Annotated in this window: 10 protein-coding genes; 3 read left to right on the top strand and 7 right to left on the bottom strand. The window is 69.6% G+C overall.

The genetic code is table 11. The features are described from left to right. Positions 1 to 269 precede the first annotated feature (269 nt). The 4 genes from ACRDPS_RS15820 to ACRDPS_RS15805 form a co-directional block, all read right to left on the bottom strand. A complete protein-coding gene (locus ACRDPS_RS15820) occupies positions 270 to 1,541 on the bottom strand; it encodes an NAD(P)/FAD-dependent oxidoreductase (protein ID WP_431502610.1) in 1,272 nt (423 codons plus the stop codon). Beyond that, positions 1,538 to 1,924: a non-heme iron oxygenase ferredoxin subunit gene (locus ACRDPS_RS15815; RefSeq protein ID WP_431502609.1), complete on the bottom strand. Its 387-nt coding sequence runs from the start codon at positions 1,922 to 1,924 to the stop codon at positions 1,538 to 1,540. Before ACRDPS_RS15815 ends, ACRDPS_RS15820 begins: the two co-directional genes overlap by 4 nt. A 254-nt stretch (positions 1,925 to 2,178) precedes the next feature. Next, positions 2,179 to 3,039: an alpha/beta hydrolase family protein gene (locus ACRDPS_RS15810; RefSeq protein WP_431502608.1), complete on the bottom strand. Its 861-nt coding sequence runs from the start codon at positions 3,037 to 3,039 to the stop codon at positions 2,179 to 2,181. Between the two features lie 259 nt (positions 3,040 to 3,298). Continuing rightward, entirely contained in the window at positions 3,299 to 4,468 is a 1,170-nt protein-coding gene (locus tag ACRDPS_RS15805; RefSeq protein ID WP_431502607.1) for a glycoside hydrolase family 19 protein, read from the bottom strand. 165 nt (positions 4,469 to 4,633) lie between these two features. On the opposite strand from ACRDPS_RS15805, the gene ACRDPS_RS15800 reads away from it, so the two are divergent. The 3 genes from ACRDPS_RS15800 (at position 4,634) to ACRDPS_RS15790 (ending at position 7,878) form a co-directional block, all read left to right on the top strand. Continuing rightward, positions 4,634 to 5,794 carry an ROK family protein gene (locus tag ACRDPS_RS15800; RefSeq protein ID WP_431502606.1) on the top strand — a complete coding sequence of 387 codons (1,161 nt, stop codon included), beginning with the start codon at positions 4,634 to 4,636 and terminating at the stop codon, positions 5,792 to 5,794. A 72-nt stretch (positions 5,795 to 5,866) separates the two neighbouring features. Further along, positions 5,867 to 6,301 (top strand): hypothetical protein, encoded by a 435-nt coding sequence (locus tag ACRDPS_RS15795; protein ID WP_431502605.1) that lies wholly within the window; start codon positions 5,867 to 5,869, stop codon positions 6,299 to 6,301. Then, complete coding sequence (locus ACRDPS_RS15790; protein WP_431502604.1) at positions 6,298 to 7,878, top strand: multicopper oxidase family protein; 1,581 nt, start codon at positions 6,298 to 6,300, stop codon at positions 7,876 to 7,878. Before ACRDPS_RS15795 ends, ACRDPS_RS15790 begins: the two co-directional genes overlap by 4 nt. 20 nt (positions 7,879 to 7,898) lie before the next feature. Here ACRDPS_RS15790 and ACRDPS_RS15785 read toward each other — a convergent pair whose 3' ends face one another. The 3 genes from ACRDPS_RS15785 to ACRDPS_RS15775 form a co-directional block, all read right to left on the bottom strand. Continuing rightward, complete coding sequence (locus tag ACRDPS_RS15785) at positions 7,899 to 8,285, bottom strand: DoxX family protein (RefSeq protein WP_431502603.1); 387 nt, start codon at positions 8,283 to 8,285, stop codon at positions 7,899 to 7,901. A gap of 85 nt (positions 8,286 to 8,370) precedes the next feature. Next, positions 8,371 to 9,252 (bottom strand): sigma-70 family RNA polymerase sigma factor, encoded by an 882-nt coding sequence (locus tag ACRDPS_RS15780; protein ID WP_431502602.1) that lies wholly within the window; start codon positions 9,250 to 9,252, stop codon positions 8,371 to 8,373. A gap of 85 nt (positions 9,253 to 9,337) precedes the next feature. Next, a complete protein-coding gene (locus tag ACRDPS_RS15775) occupies positions 9,338 to 11,029 on the bottom strand; it encodes a cation:proton antiporter (RefSeq protein WP_431502601.1) in 1,692 nt (563 codons plus the stop codon). Positions 11,030 to 11,031: the final 2 nt, after the last annotated feature.

The raw sequence follows: 11,031 nt of genomic DNA, 5'->3' as shown, positions 1-11,031 counted from the left end.
GCGCGCTGCCGGGCGGCGGGGAGCTGTTTCCCGCCATGGCGGGAAAGTGCGGGCGCGTCGCCGCCGATCACCCAACAGTTCCCCGCCATGGCGGGAAAGTGCGGGCGGGTTACCGCCGATCGCCCAGCAGTTCCCCGCCTTGGCGGGAATGTGCCGACGGGTTACCGCCGATCGCCCAGCAGTTCCCCGCCATGGCGGGAAAGTGCCGACGGGTTACCGCCGATCACCCAGCAGTTTCCCGCCATGGCGGGAATGTGGCACCTGGCTCGCTACCGGGCTCCGCGCAGCAGCTTTCGCAGGTCCGTGCTCGGATCGGCAAGGTCAACAGCTCGTACGCCGACTGCTCGGTCGATCATCCGTCGTGCCGCGCGCACGGCGTTGGGGTCGTCGACCGAGACGGCGCCGACGACACGCTCCCCGCGCAGTGTGAACACGGAGAAGGGCGGCTCGCCGACCACGCCGCGTACGACGCTCTCGTGCTCCGCGTCGGGCGTCCGCATCTCGCCGACGCCTTCGAGATGGAGGCCATAACGGTCCGACCACCACCACGGCGCGGTGGCGGGCGGGGGCGCGATCTCGAGGATCGTCGCTGCCGCCCGGGCGCCATCCAGGTGGGCGGCCTCCCAGTGCTCGGCGCGGTGATGGTCGCGGAGGCGGGCACAGTCTCCGACCGCGAGCACCGAGGAATGGCTGGTCACCTGGACCTCATCGACGACGATGCCGCGAGATGTCTCCAGTCCCGCGGCCTCGGCCAGTCCGGTCTCGGGGACCAGGCCGACGGCCAGCAGCACGACGTCGAACTCGCGTGAGTCCCGCTCACCCTTCAGCTGCGCGGCGATGCCGGTCGATGTCGCCATCAACGCCTCGACGGCGGTCGTCACGGTCTCCACGTCGTGGGCGGCGTGCAGACCGTGCAGCCACCTCGCCACCTCGATCCCGACCGCAGCGGCAAGGGGCGGATCGAGCGGGTCGACCAGCACGACCTCGCACCCGAGCCCGCGCGCGGTCGAGGCGACCTCCGCGCCGATCAGGCCCGCACCGACGATCAGCAACCGCGCCCCAGGCACCAGTTGCGTACGCAGCCGGTCGGCGTCGGCGACATCCCGCAGCACGTGGATGGGAGATACGACGGGACGATCCTGTCCGTTACCCATCGGTAGACCGACCGAAACGTCCCGTCGTACCCGAGCGATCGCGGGCAAAATCGCCCGACCACCTGTGGCCAGCACGATCCGGTCGGCCCTCAGCACCCGTCCGTCCGCCAACTCGACCTCTCCGGCGTCCGGGCGCACCGAGACGGCGTCAGCACCCCCGACGAGCGTGATCCGCTGCTCGGCGTACCAGTCCGGACGCTGCAGCGCGATGGCATCGAGCGGCTTCTCGCCCGCCAGGTACGCCTTGGACAGCGGCGGGCGGTCATAGGGGAAGCCGTCCCGCGAGACCAGGGTCAGCTCACCGGCGTACCCGCTCTTCCGCAGCTCCGCGACCGTGGAGACTCCTGCGATCCCGCCACCGACGACGACGACCGACGAGACCGTCACGGCCTCTCGCCGGGGTTCTGCCGATCGGTTCCGCTCGGGAACAGGTAGACCTCGCCGTCGCGCACCTCTACTCGGTGCGCGACGGTGTCCCGCGTGGCGGGGAGCCCGTCGACCTTGCCGGTCTTGAGGTTGAACTTCGAGGAGTGCAGGGGGCACTCGACGTCGCCGTCCTCGACCCACCCCTCGGCCAGCGACGCGGTCTCGTGCGTGCAGGTGTCGTTGAGGGCCCAGCAGCTGCCGTCCTCGTCGCGCAGGATGGCGATGTCGTCCTCGGTGCCGGTGATGTCCGAGGAGATGGCGATGCCCTCGCCCTCGGGGATGTCCTCCAGCGAGGCGACGCGGATTCCTGAGCTGGCTCCGCCGTTTCCACTATTTCCGGTCATGCCCCCATCCTCTAACGCCGGGCACAAGAGACCGCGCGGGTGGGGGCGTCGTCGCGAGCGTCGCGAGACGGGTGCGATGGCAAGGCGGAGCCTCGAAGGCCGTCTGGTTGCACCGTCGAGAGGCGACAACGCAGCCAGCGCGCCCCTATCGCGGCGCGTAGCAGGCGACCCCGCCCGCGCGATCTCTTGGAGCCGGCCACCTCCCCCGAGCTGGGAGGTGGCCGGTCCGATCTCGTACGTCCGGGCCGAAAGGATCAGTCCGGGCAGGTGTGGCGGTAGTCGGACAGGTTGGACGAGGTCGGCGCCGGGCACAGGAACTGCGAGTAGCGCGTGTCCTCGTCGACGTACCTCTTCAGCCAGGTGACGAACAGGCGCCCTTGCCAGTCGTCGTCGGTGTTGGCGATGAGGTGGCCGGCGTCGTTGATCTCGCCGTACGCCTTCTCCCGAGCTCCGGTGGCCGAGTTGTAGAAGGGGATGGAGTGGGAGGCGACCGGCGCGGTTCCGTCCTCCTCCGCGCCGATGATCATCAGCGGGATCCGGATCTCGGACCAGGTCTTGTCGGTGTGCCAGGGCTGCAGCGCGACCGCCGCCTTGAGCGTCGAGTTCCGCACCGCCGCGGAGAGCGTGCCACCGCCGCCCATGGAATGGCCGGAGACCGCGATCCGGGACTCGTCCAGACGCGAGGCGACCGAGGAGGAGGCATCCTCCTTCAGGTAGTCGACCGCGGCGAGGATCTGGGTGCCGCGGCTGTCCGGCTGGTCCCAGGTGCTGTTGGTGTCGATCGCGAACACGACGAACCCGTGTGAGGCCACCCGCCGCGCGACGGAGTCATACATCCACGACGAGGCCGTGAACCCAGGGGCGAGCACGACACCGCCGTACGTCCCCTCGCTGGTGGAGCTGGGGTAGTAGATCGTTCCGCCGCCGAAGCCGGCGACGGCTGAGGAGACCGAGGTCGTGGAGAGAGCGAACGTTCCGTGGTCCAGAACGCTCGAGGCCGTTGGGTCCGGGCCTCGCTGGTAGGTCTCCGCCTGAGCCGGTGCGACCGCACCGAGGAGGGGGAGAGACAGGGCCGCGGCAACCGCGGCGATTCGAAGGTGAAGTGATCTGAGCACCGAGCCAGCTCCTTCGTCATCTGGCCCCGGAGTGTCCGGGGTCCAGTTGATACTCGACGGTAACGTCGCCGAGCGGCATCGGCAGAGAACCAGAATCTCTTTGGGCGGTCCTCACAAAACGGCCGCCGGCGGCGTACGCAGGTGTGGTCTGCGTACGCCGCCGGGTGTGCAGCGGGGCCAACTGGCTTCGGGCTCCGCTTCAGCAGTTCATATCGCTTCGGGCTCCGCTTCAGCAGTGCCTATCGCTTCGGGCTCCGCTTCAGCAGTAAAGATTCCCACCCGGGTCGACCCCGAGCAGACCGGTGACCTCGGTGTAGTTGTCGACGCGGCTCTGGACCTGGCCAGGGTTGCCACCGTCGCACTCGATGGATCCGTTGATGGAGCGGATGGTCTCACCGAAGCCGGCGCCGTTGACCATCGCGGCGTGGGCCGTCATGGTGCCCGGACCGTTCTGGGTGTTCCAGTACCAGAGACCGGTCTTCCAGGCGACCGCCGGATCGGTGGCGACCAGGCTGGGGTTGTTGAGCAGGTCGATCCCGAGAGCGTCCCCGGCAGCCTTGTAGTTGAAGTTCCAGCTCAGCTGGACCGGTCCACGGCCGTAGTACTGGTCGGTGCCGGCCGGGCAGCCGTAGGACTGGTTCGGGTCGCAGTAGTGCGGATAGTTGGCCTCGTTCTGCTCCACGACGTACTGCAGGTCGCCGGTCTCGTGAGCGACGTTGGCGATGAACGCGGCCGCCTCCTGCTTCTGGACCGTGTCGTCACCGGTGTTGGTGAACTCCGGGTAGGCGCTGAGCGCCTCGATCAGGCCGGAGTAGGTGTAGAAGGGGTTCCGGTTGGGGAAGAGCTGGTTGAACTGCTCCTCGCTGACCGGGAACTCGCCCGCCACCGGCGCCGGGTCCTCCGGGTCCGCGGCCGAGCCGCCGATGTTCACGTCGATGCAGGCGTAGAAGGCGTTGGCGGTGTCGGCGACGTTCCACACCGCGAGGACCTTCTGGCGGCCGGTGAACGACCCGAAGTCGACCTGGTGCTCGACGGTGGCCGGCGGCTGGGCGCCGCCCTCGTCGAACTCGGCGATCTTGGTGTCACCGATGAAGTACTGCCAGGTGCTGGTGGCGTGCTGGGCGCTCAGCGACCAGGTGAAGGCCTGGGACTGGCCGACCGGTGTGGCCTGCCAGCCCTTCGAGTCGTCGTCGAGCTCGGCGAACCTCGAGTTGCCGCCGGAGCAGCTGGTCAGTCCCTTCGGACCCTCGACACTCTGCGGTTCGTACTTGATGTCCCCGCATTCGACGGTGCCGGCGGCACACTGTGCCTGTCGGCTGGGCGGGTCTGAGATGTAGCCGTGCGCACTTGCGGGGCTCGTCGGCAGCATGGCCAGGACGGGCGCCAGCAAGATCCCGCCGAGAACGGCGATCTTCGTTGTAGTACGCATTCCAAACTCCTTGAGGGGGTTGAGATGGATGGCGATGGAAGCCCCACTGTAAGGTTCCTTTACAGTTATCGTCTAGACCCAAAATGGACATGCGCCGTCGCGGGTTCCGTAATTGTTAGGTTTGTTTTCTGAAAGTCACCGTCCGCTGCGAAAGGAGCGTCACCGTTGTCGAGAGCCCCGAAGACACACCTGATCCGCGACACCAACGACCGCGCGGCGCTCGATCTGATGCTCGCGAACGGCCCGGTGACGAAGACGAGGCTCGGCGAGCTCGTCGGCCTCTCGAAGGTGACCGCGGGCCAGCTGCTGACGCGGCTGGGTGAGCGCGGGCTTGTCGAGGTCGTCGGCTCCCAGCAGGGCGGACGCGGTCCCAACGCGGCGCTCTACGGGGTGGTCCCGTCGGCCGGTTACGTCGCGGCCCTCCACATCGGGCCCGACCGGATCACCGCATCGGTCGCCGACATCACCGGCACCGAGCTGGCCACCGGCTCCCTCGACCCGCACGAGGCCTCCGACCCGGTCGAGGCCGTACGCGGCACCGTCGCCAACGCCACCCGCAGCGCCGGCATCACCGTGTCGCAGCTTCGCTGCCTCTCGATCGGTACGCCCGGCATGATCGACCCGCGAACCGGAGACATCCGCTTCGCCAACGACCTGCCGGACTGGCGGGCGGGCGTCCTGGAGGAGCTCCGCCGCAGCTTCCGGCGACCGATACTGATCGAGAACGACGTCAACCTCGCCGGCCTCGCCGAGCAGTCGCTCGGCGCGTCGCACGGCGTCAAGGACTCGGTGCTCGCCTGGATCGACCGGGGCCTCGGTCTCGCCGTGATCGTCGACGGCCGGCTCCACCGCGGCGCCGGCGGCGGTGCGGGCGAGATCGGCTACCTGGCGGTCCCCGGCACATCGACTCCGCACGGGACCGACAGTCCGCAGCATGCCGCGTTCCAGTCGTTGGTCAGTGTCGAGGCGATGGACACCCTCGCCCGCGCGTTCGGCATGCGCGGCAGCGGTGTCGACTGCTTACGGGCGGCCGTTGCGGGCGACCCCGAAGGCGAGCCGTTCCTCGACGACCTGGCCAGGAGGCTGGCCCTCGGGCTCGCGGGCATCTGCGTCGTGCTGGACCCCGAGCTGTGCGTGCTCTCGGGCGAGATCGGGCGCGCCGGCGGAGCGGTTCTGGCCGACCGCGTGCAGAAGGCCATCGGCGGGCTCGGCCCCAACGTCCCCTCCGTCGTCGCCACCGAGATCTCCGGCGACCCAGTTCTCCGCGGCGCCCTGCAGATCGGTCTCGACACTGCTCGCGACGAGGTCTTCTCCAACCAGGGCTGACCCCGGCGACCCTCGAGCCATCTCAGGGGATCACCCGATGGCATACGTACCTCGGCTACCTATTGTCGAGATGTGACCACCGAGACCCCGACCGCACCCGCTCCCGTGCCTCGCGAGCGACGACCCCGCGTCAGCCTCGTCTGCTTCCGAGCCGTCGCGGTCCTGCAAGCGCTCCTCGCGATCGGGCAGCCGATCTTCATCGGCTCCTACTTCGCCGGCACCTTCGAGTCCCTGGGACTTCACTCCGCCGGCGCCGCGTTCCTGCAAGCGCTCAGCATCCCGTTGGTGGTCGCCGCGGGCGCCGTCGTCGCGATGCGCGGTCGCTGGTGGTTCCTCGGGTGGTCGATCGCGCTCTTCCTCCTCGTCCATGTCCAGGCGACCCTCGGCTACACCCGCGTCCTCGAGTGGCACGTGCCCCTCGGCGTCCTCACCGTCGGCATCTCGGTGTTCCTGGCCATCGCGGCGCTGCGCCGCGGCGCCGGCCGTCCCCGGGAGGCCCGGCAATGAGGTTGAAGCGACGCACGCTCCTCGGTGCGGCCCTGGCGACACCGGCTGCGGGGACGCTGGCCTCGTGCGGCGAGGCCCCCGAGCAGACCGGGCGGATCCTGCGCAGCGCGGCACGGTTGCCGAAGGCGTACGAGGCGCCGTTGCCGTTGCCGCCGGTCAAGCGTCCTGCGGGCGGGACGATCGAGATCGCGCAGCGCACCGCCTCGGTCGAGATCCTGCCCGGGCTGAGGACCGAGATGATGACGTACGACGGGGTCTTTCCGGGGCCGACCCTGGAGACCCGCCGCGGTCAGGCGGTGACCGTACGTCACACCAACTCCCTCGCGCTGCCGACCGCGACGCACCTGCACGGCGGGCACACGCCTGCCGAGAGCGACGGCTGGCCGACGGATCTGCTGGTGCCGCCCGGCTTCGAGACGCGCCGCGCCCATCACGCCGACCACGGCAGCGGCCACAGCAGCGACCACAGCGGTGGGCAGGACCCGATGGCCGACCCGAAGGCGCAGGTCAGGACCGGGAAACGGGACTATCGCTATCCGCTCGAGCAGCCCGCCGCGACGCTCTGGTATCACGACCATCGGATGGACTTCACCGGTCCACAGGTGTGGCGCGGGCTCGCCGGGTTCCACATCATCCGGGACGACGAGGAGGACGCGCTCGCGCTGCCGCGAGGAGAGCGCGAGATCCCGCTGATGATCGCCGACCGGTCCTTCGCCGAGGACGGCTCGCTTCGCTATCCCGCGCTCGACCCGGAGCTCCTCGGTGAGCCCGGGGTGGAGGACCGATACATGGCCGGCGTGCTCGGCGACGTGATCCTCGTCAACGGTGCTCCGTGGCCGGAGGCGGAGGTCGACGCGGCGCAGTATCGGCTGCGGCTGCTCAACGCCTCCAACGCGCGGCGCTACGCGCTGAGCCTGCGCACCGAGGACGGGCAACCCGTGAAGCTCACCCAGATCGGCTCCGACGGTGGCCTGCTTGCCGAGCCCGTCGACCACGACGAGATCACGATGGCCTCAGCCGAGCGGTTCGACGTCGTCGTCGACTTCCGGTCGCTCGCGCCCGGGACGACCGTGGAGCTGCGCAACGGTCTCGGCACCGGCCGGACCGCGCAGGTGATGCGATTTCGCATCGCCCGGCGCGCGGCCGACGACGTCCGGCTTCCCACGAAGCTCGCGGACGTACCCGAACCCGAGAAGCCCGACGGCGCAGTCGTCCGCAGGTGGCACTTCCGTCGGGAGAGCGTGCACGGGCGCAAGGGCTGGGGGATCAACGGCAAGCCCTTCGCCCCATCGGTCCCCCAGGCTCAGGTGCCGTTGGGCTCCAGCGAGATATGGGAGTTCTTCACCGACGCGCACCACCCCGTCCACGTACATCTCTCGCCCTTCCAGGTGCTGCGGCGCGGCAACCACGGCCCTGGACCGATGGACCTCGGCTGGAAGGACACCGTCGACGTACGCCCCTACGAGGCCGTCCGGGTTCGGGTGAGATTCGAGAGGTATGCCGGCCGGTTCCTCATCCACTGCCACAACCTGGAGCACGAGGACATGGCGATGATGGCGGGGTTCGAGACGGTGTGACCCGCCGGGAGTCGGGCTGATCAGCCGGTGAAGGGGACCCATGCGAAGCGGCCGATCGCCACGAAAGCGGTCAGGGCGAGGTAGGTCGCGTCCACCAGCGCGGCCTTCCTCTCGCCACGGCGGATCCGTAGGATCACGGCACCGACCATGATCAGCGTCAGCCCACTCGCCGCCAGCGGCACCAGGATCGGCGCGATGTCGAGCAGGGCGGGCAGGATCAGACCGATGGCGCCGAGGATCTCGAGTCCTCCGATGGCCTTGAGGGTGCTGGGTCGGAAGTCGAGGACCCAGCGCGAGGCGTCGCCCATCGTGGCCATCCTCTCCCTGGGGACCAACAGCTTCCCGAAACCGGAGAGCAGGTAGATGGCGGCCATCAGGCCGGCGACGATCCACAGTGCAGTGTTCAAGGGGTCTCCTTCGTCTTCGGATGCTTGCACCACTACGACGAAGAAGTTCTTCAAGAGGTAACAACCCGGGGTGACGAGGGGCGCCCTATTCGGGTCGCGGGGGCAGATCCAAGGCGTCGAGGCGCTTGCGGTCGCTCACGGTCAACAGCTCGACGATCCGGCCCTCGACCACCGTGCACGCCACCAGGCCGAGCACCTTGCCGTTGGCGCCCCAGGCCACGAACCCGGGCTCGCCGTTGACGCGGACCGGCAGCGCCGCGGTCATCGAGCGGGCGCCGCGCAGCACCGGTTCGGCCACCTCGGCCGCACCGACCCTGGTCAGCACGCCCTTCGGGTGGTACGTCCGCCAGGTCACGTTCGGATCGAGCAGGGTGACGAGCCCTTCGAAGTCCCCGTTCCGTGCCGCGGCGAGAAAGGCGTCGACCACGGCGCGTTGGCGCCGAGGCTCCTCCTGCGGCTGCGGTGTGCCCTGCACCTTCCGGCGGGCCCGGCTGGCGAGCATCTTGGTCGCGTCGGTGGACCGGCCGATGATCTCGCCGATCTCGGCGAAGGGCACCGCGAACATGTCGTGCAGGACGAACGCCAGCCGCTCGGTGGGCGTGAGGGACTCGAGCACGACGAGCAGTGCCAGCCCGACCGACTCGGCGAGCATCGCGTCGTCCTCGGGTGCCGCTCCGGCGTCGACGGCTACGACGAGCTCGGGCAGCCGGTCCTCGTACGACAGCTCCGGCCGGGTCTTGCGCGAGCGGAGCACGTCGATGCAGACCCGCCCCACCACGGTGGTCAGCCAGCCGGCCAGGTTGTCGATCGAGGCCCCGTCCTGCCGCGCCAGCCGGATCCACGCCTCCTGCACCGCGTCCTCGGCGTCCGCCCTGGACCCGAGCATGCGGTAGGCGACCGCCACCAAGCGCTCGCGCTGCTGCTCGAAGGCCTCCGCCGTTGCTTCATGTGGACCTGATCCGGTCATGTGGTCACCTTCCTCGCGCGAGCACCGTCATGGTGATGACGGGCCAGCAGGCGCCGAGGTAACCGTCCGGCGCCCGTCCACGGGCTCAGCTCGCATCGAGCCGCTTCTCCATGTCGTCGAGCATCGCCTCGACCTTCCGGTAGGTGTGGGAGCTGTAGGCACCGATGCTGCGCTCGGAGGCGAGGGCGGCGCGCATCGCTTCCAGGTAGCGCGACTGCAGGATCAGCGTCTGCTCCTTCACCGCCGGACGGAACCTGGGCGCCTCGCGTACGCCCGCCAGGACCTGCGGAAGGATGCGGTCCTTCAGCTTCGTCACCAGCTTCGGGTCGATCGGCTCACCGTCGATGGTCTGGGACTCCAGCGGTCCGAGCTCGTCGATCGCCGACTCACCGACGTGGCGCAGCAGCGAGCGGAAGGCGTCGTGCCTGTCCTCGGCGCTCTCGGGGGAGAAGCGCATCCGCCGGATCACGGCGGGAAGGGTGAGGCCGAAGAGCACCAAGGTGATCAGCGCGACCAGGAACGCCGCCAGGACGACGGTCGCGCGGTGCGAGGTGCCGTGCGGGATGGTCTGGGCGGCAGCGACCGTGACGACGCCACGCATGCCGGCCCACCCGATGGTCAGGAAGCCGCGCGAGGTGATCGGCTCGCGCTCCTCGAACTCGATGTCGGCGCGGCTGCGCGCCAGGCGACGCCGAGCGGAGGAGATCCGGCTGTCCTCCCGATCATCGGCCGGTGTCATCGAGTCGAGGTGCACCTCGAACTGGTCGAGCCGGGCGCGTACGTGCTCGCTCTGGTTCGAGCGACGGTCGCGCAGCGCCGGGCCGGCGAGCCCACCGAACCGCAGCACGACGAGCAGCACGAGGACGACCAGGACGAGCCCGGCCATCTCGCCGAGCGTGGTCTCGCCCTGGGCGGCACCAACGAGCTGGGGCACCTGGTAGCCCATCGCCAGGAACACGACGCTCTCCAGGATGAAGCTGAACGTCGTCCAGGTGGTCGCCTGGGTCTGCCGATCGCGCGCGCTGAACCGGTGGCTGCCGAGCGCGCCGGTCACCAGCCCGGCCACCACCACGGCGAGCACGCCGGAGGCGTGCAGCTCCTCGGCCGGGAAGTACGCCAGGAAGGGCACGACCAGCGAGATCGTGGTGTTGAGGACGGGGTCGTCCAGACGCTGGCGGAGCAGCACGGTGATCCATCCGACGACCCCGCCGATCACGATCGCCCCGACCACCGCCCAGCCGAACTCCAGGGCCGTACGTCCGATCGAGAACGAGCTGGTCGCCGCGATCCCCGCGACGGCCGTCCGGAGCACGACGAGGGCGGAGGCGTCGTTGACCAGGCTCTCGCCCTCCAGGATCGTCATCACCCGGGGCGGCAGCCCGACCCGGCGCCCGACAGCGGTCGCCGCCACCGCGTCGGTCGGGCTGACGACCGCACCGAGCGCGACCGCGAGCGGAAAGGAGATCGCCGGGAACAGCAGGTGCACCACCGCCCCGATCACCAGTGCCGAGACGATCACCATCACGATCGAGAGCCAGGTGATCAGCCGGAGGTTCCGCCGGAAGTCGATCACCGGGAGGTTGACCGCGGCGGAGTAGAGCAACGGCGGCAGTACGCCGGCCAGCACCAGCTCCGGATCGAGCTCGATCGGCGGGGCACCGGGCAGATAGCTCGCCCCGATCCCCAGCCCGACGAGCAGCAGCGGCGCCGCGACCCCCGTCCGCCTCGAGAAGACCGACGCCGCGATCATGATCGCCAGCGCCGCCCCGACGATCAGCA

The sequence above is a fragment of the Nocardioides sp. genome (assembly GCF_050699375.1).
Classification (GTDB): domain Bacteria; phylum Actinomycetota; class Actinomycetes; order Propionibacteriales; family Nocardioidaceae; genus Nocardioides.
Note: the sequence above shows the minus strand (reverse complement) of the source record. Positions and strands in the feature narration are given on the sequence as shown.

Bases quoted from the DNA above. Each gene is read 5' to 3' on its own strand.
- ACRDPS_RS15815 (WP_431502609.1), bottom strand. From the start codon at position 1,924: ATGACCGGAAATAGTGGAAACGGCGGAGCCAGCTCAGGAATCCGCGTC.
- ACRDPS_RS15805 (WP_431502607.1), bottom strand. From the start codon at position 4,468: ATGCGTACTACAACGAAGATCGCCGTTCTCGGCGGGATCTTGCTGGCG.
- ACRDPS_RS15790 (WP_431502604.1), top strand. From the start codon at position 6,298: ATGAGGTTGAAGCGACGCACGCTCCTCGGTGCGGCCCTGGCGACACCG.
- ACRDPS_RS15780 (WP_431502602.1), bottom strand. From the start codon at position 9,252: ATGACCGGATCAGGTCCACATGAAGCAACGGCGGAGGCCTTCGAGCAG.